16 protein-coding genes are annotated in these 18,930 nt (G+C 38.6%); 15 read left to right on the top strand and 1 reads right to left on the bottom strand.

Annotation, left to right across the window (positions count from 1 at the left end; genetic code table 11):
- From acsC to AB8S09_RS11020, 13 genes are all read left to right on the top strand, one after another.
- Positions 1–1,146: acetyl-CoA decarbonylase/synthase complex subunit gamma (gene acsC, locus AB8S09_RS11080; RefSeq protein ID WP_369869117.1), on the top strand; the 1,146-nt coding region annotated here is incomplete at its 5' end.
- Positions 1,147–1,251: 105 nt separating this feature from the next.
- Positions 1,252–2,037 carry a carbon monoxide dehydrogenase/acetyl-CoA synthase methytransferase subunit gene (gene acsE / locus AB8S09_RS11075; protein WP_294180120.1) on the top strand — a complete coding sequence of 262 codons (786 nt, stop codon included), beginning with the start codon at positions 1,252–1,254 and terminating at the stop codon, positions 2,035–2,037.
- Between the two features lie 34 nt (positions 2,038–2,071).
- Complete coding sequence (gene acsB / locus AB8S09_RS11070; RefSeq protein ID WP_369869116.1) at positions 2,072–4,198, top strand: acetyl-CoA decarbonylase/synthase complex subunit alpha/beta; 2,127 nt, start codon at positions 2,072–2,074, stop codon at positions 4,196–4,198.
- A gap of 48 nt (positions 4,199–4,246) precedes the next feature.
- Positions 4,247–4,621 carry a glycine cleavage system protein GcvH gene (gcvH, locus tag AB8S09_RS11065; protein ID WP_294180123.1) on the top strand — a complete coding sequence of 125 codons (375 nt, stop codon included), beginning with the start codon at positions 4,247–4,249 and terminating at the stop codon, positions 4,619–4,621.
- Positions 4,622–4,658: 37 nt separating this feature from the next.
- Entirely contained in the window at positions 4,659–6,593 is a 1,935-nt protein-coding gene (gene acsV, locus AB8S09_RS11060; protein ID WP_369869115.1) for a corrinoid activation/regeneration protein AcsV, read from the top strand.
- A gap of 67 nt (positions 6,594–6,660) precedes the next feature.
- On the top strand, positions 6,661–6,858 hold the full coding sequence (locus tag AB8S09_RS11055; RefSeq protein ID WP_367112671.1) for a CooT family nickel-binding protein: 198 nt from the start codon (positions 6,661–6,663) through the stop codon (positions 6,856–6,858).
- 28 nt (positions 6,859–6,886) lie between these two features.
- On the top strand, positions 6,887–7,117 hold the full coding sequence (locus AB8S09_RS11050) for a DUF8180 domain-containing protein (protein ID WP_294180127.1): 231 nt from the start codon (positions 6,887–6,889) through the stop codon (positions 7,115–7,117).
- A gap of 92 nt (positions 7,118–7,209) precedes the next feature.
- The gene (locus AB8S09_RS11045) at positions 7,210–7,845 is read left to right on the top strand and encodes a DUF3786 domain-containing protein (protein ID WP_294180129.1); all 636 of its coding nucleotides are present in this window, start codon (positions 7,210–7,212) and stop codon (positions 7,843–7,845) included.
- A 15-nt stretch (positions 7,846–7,860) separates the two neighbouring features.
- A complete protein-coding gene (locus tag AB8S09_RS11040; protein WP_294180130.1) occupies positions 7,861–8,703 on the top strand; it encodes a formate/nitrite transporter family protein in 843 nt (280 codons plus the stop codon).
- A 191-nt stretch (positions 8,704–8,894) separates the two neighbouring features.
- Positions 8,895–10,334, top strand: a complete 1,440-nt coding sequence (locus AB8S09_RS11035; protein WP_369869114.1) for an NAD(P)/FAD-dependent oxidoreductase — start codon at positions 8,895–8,897, stop codon at positions 10,332–10,334.
- A 98-nt stretch (positions 10,335–10,432) separates the two neighbouring features.
- A complete protein-coding gene (locus AB8S09_RS11030; RefSeq protein ID WP_294180134.1) occupies positions 10,433–11,692 on the top strand; it encodes an NAD(P)/FAD-dependent oxidoreductase in 1,260 nt (419 codons plus the stop codon).
- Positions 11,693–11,696: 4 nt separating this feature from the next.
- Positions 11,697–12,077, top strand: coding sequence for a DUF1667 domain-containing protein (locus tag AB8S09_RS11025; RefSeq protein ID WP_294180135.1), 381 nt, complete (start codon positions 11,697–11,699; stop codon positions 12,075–12,077).
- A gap of 119 nt (positions 12,078–12,196) precedes the next feature.
- On the top strand, positions 12,197–12,784 hold the full coding sequence (locus tag AB8S09_RS11020; protein WP_294180136.1) for a DUF1836 domain-containing protein: 588 nt from the start codon (positions 12,197–12,199) through the stop codon (positions 12,782–12,784).
- Positions 12,785–12,858: 74 nt separating this feature from the next.
- Here AB8S09_RS11020 and AB8S09_RS11015 read toward each other — a convergent pair whose 3' ends face one another.
- Positions 12,859–13,491, bottom strand: a complete 633-nt coding sequence (locus tag AB8S09_RS11015; RefSeq protein ID WP_294180138.1) for a RusA family crossover junction endodeoxyribonuclease — start codon at positions 13,489–13,491, stop codon at positions 12,859–12,861.
- 201 nt (positions 13,492–13,692) lie between these two features.
- Here AB8S09_RS11015 and tsaD point away from each other — a divergent pair, with 201 nt between their 5' ends.
- Positions 13,693–14,718: a tRNA (adenosine(37)-N6)-threonylcarbamoyltransferase complex transferase subunit TsaD gene (tsaD, locus tag AB8S09_RS11010; protein WP_369869120.1), complete on the top strand. Its 1,026-nt coding sequence runs from the start codon at positions 13,693–13,695 to the stop codon at positions 14,716–14,718.
- A gap of 736 nt (positions 14,719–15,454) precedes the next feature.
- On the top strand, positions 15,455–18,889 hold the full coding sequence (locus tag AB8S09_RS11005; protein WP_369869113.1) for a pyruvate carboxylase: 3,435 nt from the start codon (positions 15,455–15,457) through the stop codon (positions 18,887–18,889).
- Positions 18,890–18,930 lie beyond the last annotated feature (41 nt).

The raw sequence follows: 18,930 nt of genomic DNA, 5'->3' as shown, positions 1-18,930 counted from the left end.
GATACAGAATACAAACTAGGTGGTGAGACTGTTTTATTCAGGCATGAGAAGACCTTCGTAAATAGAAACAGGTTTGCGGTACTCTTATCGGAAAATATGGAAGATTCGGATATAGATACCAAGATCCAGCATATGAAAGATATGAACTATGTTAGAATTGGCGAAGAGATGAAAACCGAATTTGTGGTTTTGAAATATGTTTCGGATAAGGATAAATATCTTGCACTTATAAACAAAGTAAAATCAAGTGGATTAAAAGTGGCTTATATATTGGCCTGTGAAGACACAGCAGTTATGAAAGAGGCACTTCAACTGGTGAAAAGTGAAAATCCGCTGGCTTATGGTGCTAACAAAGATAATTTCAAAGATATGGTAGCACTTGTAAAACAGGACAATATTCCCCTGGGTGTGAAAGCGGATGATTTGAAGGAATTATATACGCTGGTAGAAAATATTCAAAAACTGGGGTATAAAAATCTGGTTTTGGATCCAGGTTCCAAATCTATTAAACAGACTTTTGAAAATACGGTTCAAATAAGAAGGATCAATCTTCAGGGAGAAGATAGAACTTTTGGATATCCGTCCATATTGTTTTTAAATGAACTTGCTAAAGGGGATAAATTCCAGGAAGTAACTTTGTCTACGCTGTTTACTCTAAAATATGGTTCAATACTTGTTTTAAGTGATATGGATTACTGCAGGGCGCTTCCCCTTTATGGGATCAGGCAAAATATATTTACAGATCCTCAAAAACCTATGAGGGTGGAAGTTGGTGTATACGGATTAAATAATGCAGATGAGAATTCGCCTGTAATGTGTACTGTTGACTTTGCACTGACTTATTTTATAGTTTCAGGGGAAGTTGAAAGGTCTAAAGTACCTGTTTGGATGGTCATTCCCGATGCAGGAGGGTATTCGGTGCTGACTTCCTGGGCGGCAGGCAAGTTTACAGCCAGTGTGATAACCGATGCCATAAAAAATAGCGGAATAGAGAAAAAGACTAAAAATAGGACTCTTATAATACCCGGAAAAGTTGCGGTATTAAAGGGGGAACTGGAAGAAAGCCTTCCAGATTGGAATGTAGTTGTAGGTACTACGGAGGCTATGTATATTCCTAAGTTGTTAAAGGGAATGGCTGAAAAATAGCGAGCATTTGGCAGCACAGTTACTGGCTGAAGATTTTTTGACCAGTAACTGAAAATATATGAAAAGAGAATGTGAAAATACTAAAAAATAGGGGGTCGTATAATAATGGACAAATTTATGATCATAGGTGAAAGAATTCACTGTATATCTCCGACAATCAGGAAAGCTATTGAAGAAAGAAATACCGAGCCCATATTCAAAAGGGCTAAAGAACAACTGGATGCAGGAGCTGATTACCTTGACTTAAACATAGGACCTGCAGGAAAAGACGGAGAGGAAATAATGCAGTGGGCCGTTAAAGCACTTCAAAGTGAATTTGATAATGTTCCGCTGGCACTTGATACTACGAACAAAAAGGCAATTGAAGCAGGACTTAAAGTATATAACAGGGAAAAGGGGAAGCCCATAATAAACTCTGCAGATGCAGGTGAGAGAATTGGGAATATAGATTTAGCCGCAAAATATGGCGCTATGTGCATAGCACTGTGTGCAAAAGAGGGAATTACAAAGGATAATGATGAGAGAATAGCGTATTGTACGGAAATGCTTGAAAAAGCTATGGAACTGGGGATGGAGCCTACTGATTTATTATTTGATCCGTTGTTTTTAGTGATAAAGGGCATGCAGGATAAGCAGAAGGAAGTATTGGAAGCCATTAAATTGATAAACGAGATGGGACTCAGAACTTGCTGCGGGCTCAGCAATGTGTCCAATGGAGCACCAAAGGAAATAAGGCCTATAATAGATTCAACCTATGCAGCTATGGCAATACAGAGCGGACTTACCTCTGCCATAATGAATCCTTGTGACAAGAGATTGATGGAGACTATAAAAACCTGTGATGTTATAAATGGGGCTGTATTATATGCAGATTCCTACCTGGAACTATAATCTTTTAATATTAAAAAAATAGGAGGAGCTAAAAATGAATTTATTTCAAACTATATTCACTGGTTCAAAACAGGCTTTGGCAGCAGCTGAGGACATGGTTAAAAAAGCTGTGGATGAAAAGGGCAGAGATTGTAAGGTAGCTTTCCCGGATACTGCATATTCGCTTCCGGTGATTTTTGCGGCCACAGGGAAAAAGATAACAAATTTAGGGGAATTAGAAGGAGCTCTTGACATAGTTAAAAGCCTCATAGTAGAAGAAGAAACCCTTGATAAGGCTCTAAATTCAGGACTTGCGACAGCTGTAGCTGCAGAAATAATAGAAGCTGTAAAATACACATTGTCCGATACCCCTTATACTGAACCCTGTGTTGGATTTATCTCGGATCCAATTATACGATCTCTCGGAGTACCGCTTGTTACAGGAGACATACCCGGAGTTGCAGTTGTACTCGGAGAATGTCCGGATGTGGATACTGCATCCAAGATCATAAAGGACTATCAATCGAAAGGACTGCTTACATTTTTGGTAGGGAAGGTAATAGATCAGGCTGTAGAGGGAAAAGTTAAGATGGGACTTGATCTTAGAGTCATTCCCCTTGGCTATGACGTTACTGCTGTAATACATGTTGTAACTGTAGCTATAAGAACTGGACTCATATTTGGAGGGATTAAAGGTGGGGCACTTAAGGAGATGCTGCAGTATACTGCGGAGAGAGTACCTGCTTTTGTAAATGCTTTCGGACCCTTGAGCGAACTTGTGATTTCTGCGGGAGCAGGGGCCATAGCACTTGGATTTCCTGTAATTACCGATCAGGATGTACCTGAAGTTCCTACACTTTTGCTGACTCAAAAAGATTATGATAAATTTGTAAAGACCTCTTTGGAAGCTAGAAAAATAAAGATAAAGGTAACTGAAATACCAATCCCGGTTGCTTTTGCTGCAGCTTTTGAAGGTGAGAGAATAAGAAAGAATGACATGTTTGCGGAATTTGGAGGAGGCAAAACTGAATCCTGGGAATTGGTAATGAATGTGGATCCGGGAAAAATTGAGGATCATAAGATAGAGCTCATAGGTCCTGATATAGATACTATAGATAAAGTACCCGGAAGGATGCCCCTTGGGATGCTTGTAAAAGTAGGGGGAGCCAATATGCAAAAAGACTTTGAACCGGTTCTTGAAAGAAGAATTCATTATTTCTTGAATTATATAGAAGGAGTAATGCATGTGGGACAGAGAAATCTGACCTGGGTGAGGATAGGCAAGGAAGCCTACGAAAAAGGATTCAGATTGAAGCATTTTGGTGAAGTGATATATGCCAAGATGCTGGATGAGTTTGGTTCTGTTGTTGATAAATGTGAAGTCACTATATTTACAGATACCGCTAAAATTTCCAAATTGAAGAAAGAATATGCTATGCCGAGGTATGCCGAGAGAGATGCAAGACTTGAGTCTTTGGTGGATGAAAAAGTTGATACTTTCTATTCCTGTAATTTGTGCCAGTCCTTTGCACCTGCCCATGTTTGCATAATTACACCGGAAAGGCTCGGACTCTGTGGTGCAGTTTCCTGGCTGGATGCCAAGGCCACCCTTGAATTGAACCCGACAGGACCCTGCCAGGCAGTACCTAAAGAGGGTTTGATTGACGAGAATGCAGGTGTCTGGGAAAAAGTAAATGAAACTGTTTCAAAAATATCTCAAGGTGCTGTAAATAATGTTACATTATATAGTATTTTACAGGATCCTATGACTTCCTGCGGATGTTTTGAATGTATTACGGGTATAATGCCGGAGGCCAATGGTGTTGTGATAGTAAATAGGGAATATGCCGCAATGACACCTCTTGGAATGACTTTTGGTGAACTGGCCTCCATGACGGGTGGTGGAGTTCAGACTCCAGGCTTTATGGGACATGGAAGGACTTTCATATCTTCAAAGAAATTTATGAAAGCTGAAGGAGGAATTGCCAGAATAGTTTGGATGCCGAAAGAATTGAAGGATTTTGTAACGGAAAAGCTGAATAAAACGGCCAAGGAATTGTATGATATAGATAATTTTGCAGATAGAATATGTGATGAAACCATAGCTGTTGAATCTGATGATGTTTTAAAATTCCTGGAAGAGAAGGAGCATCCTGCACTTACTATGGATCCTATAATGTAATTTTTATAACATGGATAGTAAAATATATTGGAGAAAGAGGTGGTATTTATGAATTTTCCGAAAGAGCTGTATTACAGTGAGGATCATACCTGGGCAAAAGTAGAAGATGATACGGCGCTTATAGGTATAAGTGATTTTGCCCAGGATCAGCTGGGTGAAATATTGTTTGTGGAAATGCCGGAGATAGGGGATGAAGTTACAAAGGGAAGTTCTTTTGGAGTGGTTGAATCATCTAAAAATGCATCGGATACGATATCTCCGCTGTCCGGCAAGGTGGTTGAAATCAACGAAAAGTTAGACGATGAACCTGAATATATAAATGAAGATCCTTACGGGGCATGGATAATAAAAATAAAGATAGAGGATAAAAGTGAAATTGAAGATCTGCTTAGCTCCTCTGCATATGAATCAAAATTAGATTAATAATTTGCTGCTTTTATTAAGGGAGGTATTGCAAAACATGGTGAAGATAAAATTTATTCCCTATAACAGGGAAATAGAAGTTCCAAAGGGGGAAAACCTTCTGGAAGCTGTGAGAAAAGCTGGTATATTCATGGACACTCCTTGTAACGGGAGCGGGGCTTGTGGAAAATGCAAGGTTAAGAAAATCAATGGAAATATAGTTTCAAAAAACAGCAGATATATTACTGAAGAAGAGGAAAAAGACGGATATATTCTTGCCTGCCAAAGTATTATCGAAGCTGATTCAACTGTAGAAGTACCTGAAACTGAGTCATCTTCAATGCATGGGATGAAAATAGAAGATTTTTCCGGAAATAGGGAAAAAGACATATTTCAGAGTTCCAAAAAGCGCATGCTGGAGAGCGGAATGAAATTTGGCACATATGTAAAAAAAGAGTATCTGGAAATGGATCCGCCCACCTTGGATGATAATATATCTGATTTTGAAAGGCTGAAAAGACATATAAGAAAGCAGCTGAACTACAGCAGTGTATTTTGCAGGCTTCCCATATTGAGAAAAATACCTAAACTCTTAAGAAAAGCAAATTTTAAAATTACCATAACCCATATACCCAGGGGAAATGAAAAGACTACAATCATCAATGTAGAAGAGGGAGATAAAACCAGGGAACTTTATGGAGCTGCAGTGGATATAGGAACAACTTCCGTAGCGGCCTGCTTGGTGAATTTGTACAACGGTGAATTGATGGCAAGGGCTTCTTCGGGAAATGCCCAGATAAAGTATGGTGCGGATGTCATAAACAGGATAATATACTCTACCAAAGGCAGCGGCCTTCAAGAACTGAATTATGCCGTAATACAGGAAACCATAAACCCTCTGCTCGATAAAATGTATAGGGATTCTGGAATATCAAGGGATCAGGTAGTGTCGTTTGTTGCGGCAGGCAACACTACTATGTCCCACCTTTTCCTGGGAGTGTATCCGAATTTTTTAAGAATGGAACCCTATATACCTGCTTTTGTGAAAACACCCTTTATAAAAGCTTCAGAACTTGATATAGAAGTCAACCCGGAAACATTTATATACCTGGTACCTTGTGTGGCAAGTTATGTAGGCGGTGATATATCCTCGGGAGTACTGTCTTCGGGGATGTGGAATAGTGAGGAAAATGTACTCTTTATAGATTTGGGTACCAATGGAGAGATAGTATTTGGAAACAGTGAATATCTTATGACTTGTGCCTGCTCTGCCGGACCTGCTTTTGAAGGTGGAGAGATAAGCTGCGGCATGAGAGCATCCGGCGGCGCTGTTGAAAAAGTGAGCATTGACGGGAACTATGAGCCTACTTTGGGTGTTATCGGGAACGAGAAACCTTTGGGGATATGCGGATCTGGTATCATAGATCTCATATGTGAAATGATGTTTGCCGGAATCATAGACAGGAAGGGGAAAATAGTAAAGGGTTTGGATACCAATAGAATTAGGTTTGACGAGCATGGAATTGGGGAATATATCCTGGCATTTAAAGATCAATATAACTTGGAACGGAATATTGGCATAACGGAAGTGGATATAGATAGCTTCATAAGGGCAAAAGCAGCTATATATTCTGGAATTACTACACTTTTGAATAATCTGTCTATGGATTTTACCGATATTGACAGGATATATATAGCAGGCGGCATAGGAAATAGTTTGAATATAGATAATGCTGTAAAAATAGGAATGCTTCCGGATATAGACCAGAGTAAAATCCATTATATTGGAAATAGTTCCCTTATGGGGTGCTATTTGACCCTTATGAGTGAAGATGCAAGACATAAACTAGAGCAGATAGCAAATAGTATGACCTATGTGGAACTCAGCGTTGAACCGAAATACATGGATGAATTTGTATCTGCCTGTTTTTTACCTCATACGGATATAGATAAATTTCCTACTGTTAAAAAATGCTTTAATAAGTCTGTTTAGAAGAGTATACTTAGCTTAACAAAAAATTTAATGAAATTTATATGTCAAGTTAAAAGGGAGGTAATTGATGATGTGTGAATCCACGGCGTATTTAGTAACACCTGAGGGCGAGAGTAAGGTTATGGATTATGTAGTGAATATAATTCCCGAGGAAGGCGGCAGGCTGTTTCTGACAGATATCCTGGGAGAAGAGAAAATGGTGGATGGAATGTTGAAAGAGGTAGATCTTTTAAAAAATAAGATAGTTATAGAGAAGGCTGTGTAATCTTAATCTGGTGTGGAGGAGGTTTACAATGAATAAAAAGGACACGTTAAATGGTGAAGGTGAAAAAGAGGAAAGAACTTTGAAAATATTGTTGGGCCACTGGATAGAACATAACAAATCCCATGAAGAGGGGTTTTCAAAGTGGGTGAGTAAATCCAGGGATATGGGCAAGATTGAAACCTCACAGTTTATTGAAAAAGCAGTGAGATTTATGGAGCAGGCTGATGATATGCTGCAGAAAGCAGGAGAACACTTATAGACTTTACTGTTTAAATTTTAGATAAACTTTATTTGGGATATACTTTCAAAATAAAGTTTATCTAAATTATTGATCAAGAGGGGTGGAACCTTATGGATAGTAGGATTAATGCGGATAAGAACAGAAAAGATAAAATACCCTATGATCATTACAGGAATTTATTTAAGAATTTTGATCCCGGGGAAATGGCTGAAAATACAGGGTGTACTTTTAATAAAGATGCAGGAGAAATATCCGTGAAGTTAATGGGACAGGATCTGACAGTGAAATATCCCTCCGGGGATGTATACAGTAAAAACGGTACGGAGATTGAGTCCTATCCTCCTAAGACCTTGATCTTGAGGTATTTGATTCACGGCAGGGGTGTTAAGCCGTCGGATAAATATATTACCTACAGGGAAATAAACGGGGGAAATGTATATTATAATAATTTCTACGGGAGGTGTATTTTACGTTTATCCAGGAAATTTGGCGGTGATATTGAAAAATTCAGAAATGCATTTGAGAAATTGGGAGCGGAGAAGGTAAACATGGGTGATGCTGCCTATAAATTCCAATTTTTAAATAATATATATATAATTTTTGCAATCTGGGAAGGTGATGAAGAATTTCCACCATCTTCTCAAATACTTTTTAACAAGAATGTGCTTTTTTATTTTACGGCAGAGGATTTAGCGGTAATTGGGGATGTAGCTATTGGGTCTGTAATTAAACTGGCTTTTTTGTAATAGGGGGAATGTTATATGGAAAGCAATATGTTAAAACCCAGTGAAATATGTGATGCTGCAATAGGAGCCGGATGTACAAAGGCAAATTTGAGATTTTCGCAGGAAGCCATACTTGGAACGCTGGCAGGGGCGTTTATTGCAGTAGGTGGAGTTGTTTCGGCAGTTGTATCCCACAGTATAACCAATGTTGGACTTGCAAAATTTGCAGGAGGCGCCGTTTTCCCGGTGGGACTTATATTGGTGGTTATATGTGGTGCTGAACTCTTTACGGGGAATTGTCTTATGGCGGTACCTTTGGCAGGGAAGGAAATAAATATTGGACCGATGCTTAAAAATTGGGCAGTTGTTTATGTATTTAATTTTGTAGGTTCGGTACTGATAGCTTTTTTGGTATTTGAAGCAGGTGTCTTTGGATTGAGCAGCGGAAAATTGGGAGGGACCGTCATAAAGGCGGCTTCTATGAAAGCCTCACTGCCATTCTGGACTGCTTTTTGCAGTGGAATAATGTGCAATTTCTTGGTATGTCTTGCAGTGTGGGGAGCTTTTGCAGCCAAGGACATAGTAAGCAAGATAGTGATAATATGGTTTCCCATAATGACTTTTGTAACCTGCGGTTTTGAACACTGTGTTGCCAATATGTATTTTTTAATGGCGGGAATCTTTGCAAAGTCCAATCCGTCCTTTGTCCTGGCTTCGGGACTGTCCCAGGATAAGATAATAAATGGAATGGGAGTCGTACACAATTTAATACCTGTAACTCTTGGAAATATAGTGGGGGGAGTTGTATTGGTGGCAATGTCTTATTTTATGGCATATAAATACAGATCCCCCAAAGAAAAAAATATAGCCTATAAGTAAAAAATTGATATTGAATGTTGGTTATTTGTATGATAAACTAAAACTGTATAATAGAATATATAATAAAAGGCAGAGTAAAAAGAGAGCCAAATTTTAAGACATATGTGTCTTAAGGTTAGCTCTTTTTTTCTTTTTGACTGAATTTATCCGATTTGAATCTAAGAATTATTTTATAAGGAGGTATTTGTCTTATGTTTGATGTAACTATTATTGGGGCTGGAGTTATTGGAAATTCCATAGCAAGAGAGTTGTGTAAATATAGACTTAATGTATGTGTGATAGAAAAAGATCCTGATGTAGGAAATGGAACCAGTAAAGCAAATAGTGCCATAGTTCATGCGGGCTTTGATGCCAAACCGGGTACTTTGAAGGGCAGGTTGAATTCCGAAGGAAATAAGATGTTCGATAAACTTTCCGAGGAGCTGGATTTTCCTTTTAAAAGGATAGGTTCGCTGGTAGTTTGTTTTGAAAAGAGCGGGATTGAAAATCTTGAAAAATTAAAAAAACAGGGAATTGAAAATGGCGTCCCAGGCCTTGAAATACTGGATGAGGATAAAGTAAAGAAAATGGAACCTAACCTGTCGGACAATGTGGAAGCTGCACTTTACGCCCCTACCGGCGGAATAGTCTGTCCCTATGAGATGACCATTGCACTGGCGGAAAATGCATTTACAAATGGAGTGAAGTTTAAGTTGAATACCAGAGTGACTTCCATAGTAAAAAACAGTGGAAGATACTTGATAAAAACTGACAGGGGTGATGTGGAAAGTAAAATTGTGGTCAATGCAGCAGGGGTATTTTCAGATGAGATAAATAATATGGTAAGTGATAAAAAACTGAATATAATTCCAAGAAAAGGTGAATATTGTCTTTTTGACAAATCAGTTGGAGATATCGTTTCCAGGATCATATTTCAACTGCCCACTAAATTGGGCAAGGGAGTTCTGGTCACCCCTACAGTGGATGGGAATCTTTTAATAGGTCCTGATGCGGAGGACATAGATGATAAGGAAGATTTGAATACTACGGATAAAGGTCTGAATTTTATAATTTCCAAAGCATCTCTCAGCGTAAAAAAATTGCCTATGAGGCAGGTTATAACATCATTTTCAGGACTGAGGGCTCATGGTACGGGTGATTTCGTGATTGGTGAAGCTGAAGATGCTGAAAACTTTATAAATGCAGCAGGCATTGAATCTCCGGGACTGTCAAGTTCACCCGCCATAGCAGCTGTTATCAGGGATATCATAATTGATAAATTAAAGCCCGGGAAAAACAGTGAGTTCAACCCTATAAGAAAGGGAATACCTAAATTTAGAGAGATGACCAATGAGGAGAGAAAAAAGCTCATTGCCGAAGATCCTAAATATGGCAGAATAATATGCAGGTGTGAAACTGTTACTGAAGGTGAAATAGTAAATGCTATAAAGAGGCCGCTTGGAGCAAGAAGTGTAGATGGAGTAAAAAAGAGGACCAGGGCAGGAATGGGAAGATGCCAGGGTGGTTTTTGCGGCCCTAGAGTAGTTCAGATTCTGGCACGGGAACTCAATATTTCACCTGAAGAAGTAACTAAGTCAGGGAAAGATTCGAACTTGTTGGTGGGAAAAGATAAGGAGAATGTACCGGCCTGAATATAGACCAGATAATAACTAACAATTGACAGTTGACAATTTACAATTATCAATTGTCCACTGTAAATTGTCAATTGAATAATGAGGAGGTCTTGAATATGCAAGAATATGACGTGGTAATAATAGGCGGCGGTCCTGCAGGGCTTGCAGCAGCCGTGTCAGTGAAAGAAGAAGGCATAGATAATATATTGATACTTGAAAGGGAAAATCAACTCGGCGGCATACTGAACCAGTGTATTCACAATGGATTTGGACTCCATATTTTCAAGGAGGAGCTTACGGGACCCGAATATGCACAGAGGTTCATAGACAAAGTGAAATCCATGGATATTCCATATAAATTGAATACTATGGTGCTGGATCTCAGCAAAGACAAAGTTATAACGGCGGTAAACGAAGAAGATGGCATACTGGAGATAAAAGCTAAATCCATAATCCTGTCCATGGGGTGCAGGGAAAGACCGAGAGGTGCAATAAATATACCTGGAAGCAGGTGCGCAGGTATATATACAGCCGGTTCCGCCCAGAAATTTGTAAATGTGGAAGGATATATGCCGGGCAAAGAAGTGGTTATTCTGGGTTCCGGCGATATAGGGCTCATAATGGCCAGAAGAATGACACTTGAAGGTGCCAAGGTTAAGGCTGTAGTGGAACTTTTGCCTTATTCCAGCGGGCTTAAGAGGAATATAGTGCAGTGTCTTGATGATTTTAATATTCCGCTCAAACTGAGCCATACGGTGGTAAATATAAAGGGAAAGGAAAGAGTGGAAGGCGTGACCATTGCCAAAGTGGATAAAAACAGAAAACCCGTTAAGGGTACTGAGGAGTATATACCTTGTGATACCTTGCTTTTGTCTGTTGGATTGCTGCCTGAAAATGAACTTTCAAGAAAAGCTGAAGTGAAATTATCGAATATAACCGGGGGACCCGTTGTGGATGAAAGTTTGGAAACCAATATAGATGGAATGTTTGCCTGCGGGAATGTGCTTCATGTTCATGATTTAGTTGACAATGTTACAATGGAGAGTGTGAACGCGGGGAAAAGTGCCGCTAAATATGTAAAAGGGAAGAGATTTGACGGTAATAAGATAGAGGTTTTGGCTGTAGATGGAGTTAGGTATACAGTTCCACAGTATATTAATCCTGAGAATGTGGAAAAATTCATAGATATTAGATTCAGAGTTGGAAATGTGTTTAAAGATAGTTTTATATCTGTATATTTTGATGATGTCAGGGAAATGCATATAAAAAAGAGGATACTTACACCCGGAGAAATGCAGGATGTAAAACTTACCAGAAAACTTTTAGACAAATATCCAAATTGTAAGACAATAACCGTGAAAGTAGAAGGGAAGTGATCTTATGAATGAAAGAAGATTAACCTGCATAGGCTGTCCCATGGGATGCCAGCTCCTGGTTAAATTGGAGGGGAATAAAGTAATAGAAGTTACAGGGAATACCTGCAATAGGGGAAAAGAATACGGCAAGAAAGAATGCACCAATCCAACCAGGATAGTTACTTCTTCTGTATATGTAGAAGGTGGAGAAATAGATGTTGTACCTGTGAAAACAGAAAGAGACATACCAAAGGGAAAAATATTTGAATGTATAAAGGAATTGAAGGGAGTAGTGGTTAAAGCCCCTGTAAATATAGGAGATGTTGTACTGAAAAATGCAGTGGGTTCAGGTGTGAACATCGTAGCTACCAAGAAAGTTAGAAGGGCGGATAATAAAACTGCATAGTTTAAAGGGTGCGGAAATTTTCTGCACCTTTTTTATATATGGTATAATAATATGTGTAAAATGAATTTTATATGCCTGTGATGTTTGATTGCTTATTTTGTTAAGTAGGAGGATTTGATGTGGTTAAAAATACATTGGAAGAATTGATAGAGGAACTTGAAAATTTTACACAGTTAAAATTTGAAAGCATACCGGATATAGATCTGTACATGGATCAGGTTACTACATTTATTGAAGATAAATTGGGATATTTGAAGAGAAATAAAAAAGACAGGACTATTACTAAAACGATGATAAATAATTATACTAAAGCAGGTATACTCATGCCTCCTAAAAAGAAGAAATATTCTAAACAGCATATGATTTTGATCATATTGATTTATTATCTGAAACAGATATTGTCCATAAGCGATATTCAAAGTTTATTTTCACCTATAGTAAACTCTATAATGTCAGGTAAGAGCAGTGGGGAAAATTTAAATGATATTTATAAAACCTTTTTGAAAATAGAGGACGGCGAGGTAAAAGCTTTTGCGGACAGCTTTAAAAATAATATTGAAAAGAAAGGCATTTTGAACGAAAATTGTGATAAAAGCCCAGAAGAAAACTTAAATGATCTTATAATGATCGTGATCATGCTTGTGGTAAAAGCCAATATTGAAAAGAGAATGGCGGAAAAAATAATCGATAATTTTTTTAAGGAATAATACATGCAGTAATATTTTAGGAAAAAAGCCGTACCCAGGTTTGATTTACATAAGTCCCGGTACGGTTTTAATATCTATTTGAATAGCTTGTTAAAACAATCTTTACATATCAGAGTTTTACCGTTGTTTGCAGATATTATTTCATCTCTTTGAAGGGGTTTCCCACAAATTTGGCATTTGGGCGATGAAGATTTTTTCCCGCAGTTTTGTGGTTTCACAATGCTTTTATGAATTTTTTTCCTGTTTGGAGGAGGTGAATAATTTATCTTTTCCTTTATAGGATCGTTTCTGGAAACGATGTATTTTAAATTGTAATAGCTTTCACCGAACAACTCTAGTTCAAACCTCGGATTTTCTCTGTCGTAGAATTCTTCTGTAACTATTTTGCGGATTTGGGCGTCGTTTATTATGAGGCCGCTTTTTTCAATCCCATCGAAAATACTTTTGGTTATATTGCTGGTGTCAGGATGCCTTTTCCTGCTTTTGTAATACACCTTTAATATGGCTATCAGAGATTCCGATATAACTGTTCCAGGATTTTGACTCCTGCATTCATAGGCTATCTGTTCTTCATATACTGCATACCTGTCATGGTATTTACCTGAATTATAAGGCAATATGGCCCTCCCTTTCACATTGAACAATTTAAAATTTGATTTGGTTATGGGAGAACCTTTTACTATGATTTTAGCGTAGGATTTATCCATAAGTTTTTACTCCTTATCAGTTTTAAGTCGGTATATTACTTATTATATCACAGCGGATAAGTGCAGTGTCATTGTGCTCTTAATGAGATCCTACTATACTATGAAAAAGATAAGTAGTATAATTCAAAGAAATAGATATCAAGTGATTCTTAGGTTGGATAAATGTTTGAAATAATTTAAATGAAAGGTAAAGAAGCAATTATGTATAGAGATATGAAAATATTAGGTATTGAAAGCAGCTGTGATGAAACTTCTGCAGCTGTTGTAGTTAATGGAAGACAAGTACTGTCCAATATAATATCTTCACAGATAAATATTCACAAAAAATTTGGCGGCGTAGTACCGGAAGTGGCGTCAAGAAAACATATAGAAGTTATAAGCATAGTGGTAAAAGAGGCACTGGAAGAGGCTAAGGTAAATCTCAGTGACATAGATGCTGTGGGGGTTACATATGGGCCGGGGCTTGTAGGCGCACTTCTTGTGGGACTCCAATATGCGAAGGGACTTTCCTATGCCCTTCATAAGCCTATGATTGGAGTGAATCACATAGAGGGTCATGTAAGTGCTAATTTTATACAGTATAAGAATTTAAGGCCGCCTTTTGTCTGCCTGATAGTATCTGGAGGTCATACCTATTTGGTTTATATGAAAGATTATGGGAAATTTGAAGTTATGGGCCAAACCAGGGATGATGCTGCGGGAGAAGCCTACGACAAAGTGGCAAGGGCCATTGGACTTGGATATCCTGGGGGCCCAAAAATCGATAAGCTGGCCAAGAAAGGCAATCCGGATATTATTCAATTCCCCAGGGCCAATTTTCATGACAGCAGTTCTCTTGATTTTTCTTTCAGCGGATTAAAATCTTCTGTGCTGAATTATCTGAATCAGAAAAAAATGAAGGGAGAATCCATAAACAGGGCAGATGTGGCGGCTTCCTTTCAAAAAGCTGTTGTCAGCGTTTTAGTTGACAATTCAATGAAGGCGTGTAAGTTGAAACACGCTGACAAAATGGCTGTAGCAGGAGGAGTGGCGGCCAATACATGTCTCAGGGATACTTTGATTGGGAGAGGGCATGACAATGACATAAATGTGATGTTTCCCGATTTTGTACTCTGTACCGACAATGCAGCCATGATAGGGAGTGCCGCTTATTTTGAGTATATGAAAGGTGTTACCAGCCCGCTGAGTCTAAATGCAGTTCCCAATTTAAAATTGGGAGAAAGATAAGCAGGGAGCCCAAATCTTGGATTTGGTGCGAGTCGCTTACTCCGCCGGACCAAAGGGAGGTGGAGTTACGAAGGTTGGGAGCCCAAAGCTTGGATTTGGTGCGAGTCGCTTACACCGCCGGACCAAAGGGAGGTGGAGTTACGAAGGTTGGGAGCCCAAAGCTTGGATTTGGTGCGAGTCGCTTACTCCGCCGGACCAAAGGGAGGTGGAGTTACCTAGGTTGGGAGCCCAAATCTTGGATTTGGTGCGAGTCGCTTACTCCGCCGGACCAAAGGGAGGTGGAGTTACCTAGGTTGGGAGCCCAAATCTTGGATTTGGTGCGAGTCGCTTACTCCGCCGGACCAAAGGGAGGCGGAGTTACTAATGTGACATACTATTGGATATTTTATCATAGTATAAGGTAACATAAATAATATATGTAATATACTATTTACAAAAGTATTAGTAGGATATATAATGATTTGTATTGATATTGATTTTTTGAACTTATAGAAATTGCAGGGCGGTACTCGGTTTATGGGGGAAAAGGAGTTTTCCTGTAAATAGAAGTATCTATGATGAAATATTTATTATATGTAGTTTAAATGAATTTAATAAATGAATACAAAAAATAAATAAAATTCAATTGAAATAATTTTGTTACTTATATATAATAGTGTTATGTCATTTAGATTTAACTATATAAATTAATAAATATGCAGCATTTTTAATTTTTATTAAGGGGGATGAGTGATCTATGAGAAAATTTAAAAGAGTGCTTGTGGCAAATAGAGGAGAAATTGCCATAAGAATAATCAGAGCCTGTCAAGAATTAGGAATAACTACTATAGCTATATATTCTAATGAAGATAAAAGATCTCTTTTTAGAACTAAAGCTGACGAGTCCTATTTGATAGGAAAAGACAAAGATCCTGTGGGAGCATACCTGGATATTGACGAGATAATAAATGTAGCATTGGAGAAGAATGCAGATGCAATACATCCTGGATATGGATTCCTTGCAGAAAATCCTGAATTCGCGAGAAAATGTGAAGAAACAGGTATAGAATTTATCGGGCCTACTTCAAATATGATGGAAATGCTTGGTGATAAAATAAAATCAAAAATCGCCGCAAAGAAAGTCAAAGTACCGACAATACCGGGGGTTCAAAAACCTATACGGACAGAGCAGGAAGCGCTGGAATCTGCAAGATTTTGCGGATACCCGGTTATGATTAAAGCAGCAGCTGGCGGCGGCGGCAGAGGCATGAGGATAGTGAGAAAAGAAGAGGAGCTTATAGACGCATACAATAGTGCAAAGAACGAATCCCAAAAGGCCTTTGGATCCGGAGACATATTCATAGAGAAATATATTGAAAACCCCAAACATATTGAAGTTCAAGTACTTGGTGATAAATATGGCAACATGGTTCATTTATATGAAAGAGATTGTTCTATCCAGAGAAGACATCAAAAGGTAATAGAATTTACTCCGGCCATAGCTCTTTCGAAGGAAAAGAGAAATGAAATATGTGAAGACGCACTGAAAATTGCTAGAAGTATAGGTTATAGAAGTGCGGGAACACTGGAGTTTTTAGTTGACAAAAGTGGAAATCACTATTTTATAGAGATGAATACGAGAATTCAAGTGGAACATACAGTAAGTGAAATGGTTACGGGAATAGATATTGTTCAGGCCCAGATACTCATAGCAGAAGGTTATCCACTTAATTCAAAGGAAATAGGAATAAATTCTCAAAGTGATATTAAATTAAATGGTTATGCCATACAGTGCAGGGTTACTACGGAAGATCCACTTAATAATTTTGCACCGGACACTGGAAGAATTGATATGTACAGGACAGGATCCGGTTTTGGAATAAGACTTGACGGCGGCAACGGATTTACGGGGGCGGTTATAAGTCCTTATTATGACAGCCTGCTTGTAAAAGATATATCATGGTCTAGGACTTTTGAAGATGCAATAAGAAAATCAATACGTTCCCTGAAAGAGACTGTTATCTCGGGAGTAAAGACAAATGCCCAATTCTTGATAAATGTATTGAGCAGTGAGAAGTTCAGGAGAGGACAATGTGACACTAATTTCATAGAGGATACCCCTGAACTGTTTGATATAAAGCCCAAGCCGGATGAAGAACTGAGAATAATGAAATTTATAGGAGAAAAGGTGATAAACGAAACTCACGGCAAAAAACCAGATTTCAATGTTCCAGTTGTACCGGAGGTTAAAAAGGAAGCAAATTTGTCAGGAACCAAACAGATATTGGATCAAAAGGGACCGGATGGCCTTGTGGATTGGATAAAATCCCAGAAGAAACTTTTGATTACGGACACTACCATGAGGGATGCACATCAGTCTCTTATGGCTACTAGAATGAGGACCAGGGATATGCTAAAAATAGCAGATGCCCAGTCCGTGCTGACCAAAGATCTGTTTTCTATGGAAATGTGGGGAGGAGCCACATTTGATGTAGCCTATAGATTTTTGAAGGAATCTCCATGGGAGAGACTTGAGAAATTGAGAGAAAAAATACCTAATATATTATTCCAAATGCTCCTGAGAGGTGCAAATGCTGTAGGATATAAGAATTATCCTGACAATGTCATAAGGGAATTTATAAAACAGTCTGCTAAATCAGGTATTGATGTATTTAGGATATTTGATTCCCTGAATTGGCTTAAAGGTATGGAAGTTGCCATAGATGAAGTGGCAAACCAGGGTAAGATAGCCGAAGCCTGCATGTGTTATACGGGAGATGTCCTCGATGACAAAAAAGATAAATATACGTTGAAATATTATGTTGATCTGGCTAAAAGCATAGAAAAAGCCGGTGCTCACATTTTGGGAATAAAGGATATGTCCTCTCTCTTGAAACCTTATGCAGCGTATAAGCTTATAAAAGCTCTTAAGAATGAAATATCCATACCAATCCACCTTCATACCCATGACACTACGGGAAATGGAGTTGCTACACTTATTATGGCTTCTCAGGCAGGAGTTGATGTTGTGGATACCGCCTTCAGTAGTATGTCGGGACTTACAAGCCAGCCGTCACTCAACTCTTTGGTAGCGGCATTACAGCATACAGAGAGAGATACGGGACTTGATTTGGATAATATCCAGAAAATGTCAGATTATTGGCAGGATGTGAGGCCGGTATACAGTCAGTTTGAATCGGGCCTCAAGTCCAGCACTGCTGAGATATACAAATACGAAATTCCAGGAGGTCAGTATTCCAATTTAAAACCGCAGGTTGAAAGTTTTGGATTGGGAGATCGTTTTGAGGATGTAAAAAATATGTACACCAGGGTAAACAAGATGCTTGGAAACATAGTTAAAGTGACTCCGTCTTCAAAAGTTGTGGGCGATCTGGCCATATTCATGGTGCAAAACAATTTGGACGAAAAGAATATATATGAAAAAGGAAAGAATTTAAACTTCCCTGACTCCACAGTTTCTTATTTTAAGGGCATGATGGGCCAACCCATGGGAGGATTCCCTGAAAAGCTCCAGAAGCTTGTATTGAAAGGGGAAAAACCATTAGCCGGAAGACCGGGAGAATTTTTGCCGCCTGAAGATTTCTCAAAGATAGAAGATTATTTGAGCGGGAAATACAAGAGAAAATTTGATGAAAAAGAGATTATCAGTTATGCTCTTTACCCCGACGTATTTGAAGATTATCTGAAGTTTGTGGATGAGTTTGGAGATCTCAGCCATATGGAGAGCAGTACATTTTTCTATGGACTTTCCGTAGGTGAACTTTGTGAAGTTGAAGTAGGAGAAGGCCGCAGTTTATATGTACAGCTTCTTGAGATCACGGAAGCCGACTCTGAAGGATACAGATTCTTGGTATTTGAGATAAATGGTAACAAGAGAGACATAAGAATGAAGGATAAGTCATTTTCCAGAGGTGCTGCAGTTCAGGAAAATTCGTCTGTAATGGCAGATCCCAACAATGACCAGGAAATAGGGGCAAGTATACCGGGAAATATTGTTAAAGTGCTTGTGAAAACTGGAGATGAAGTTAAAGAGGGCCAGAATTTAATTGTAATAGAGGCTATGAAAATGGAGACAAATGTTACAGCCAATGTTTCAGGAGCAGTTGAAGGAATATTTGTAAAAGAAGGACAGAGGGTTAAAACCGGAGAACTCTTGCTAAAACTGAAATAGACATGATTTTACATGGATTATATATGGACACTGCTAAAAAA

This window comes from Clostridium lapidicellarium (assembly GCF_041224415.1).
Classification (GTDB): Bacteria; Bacillota; Clostridia; order Clostridiales; family Clostridiaceae; genus Clostridium_B; species Clostridium_B lapidicellarium.
This window is presented reverse-complemented; position numbering and strand designations above follow the sequence as displayed.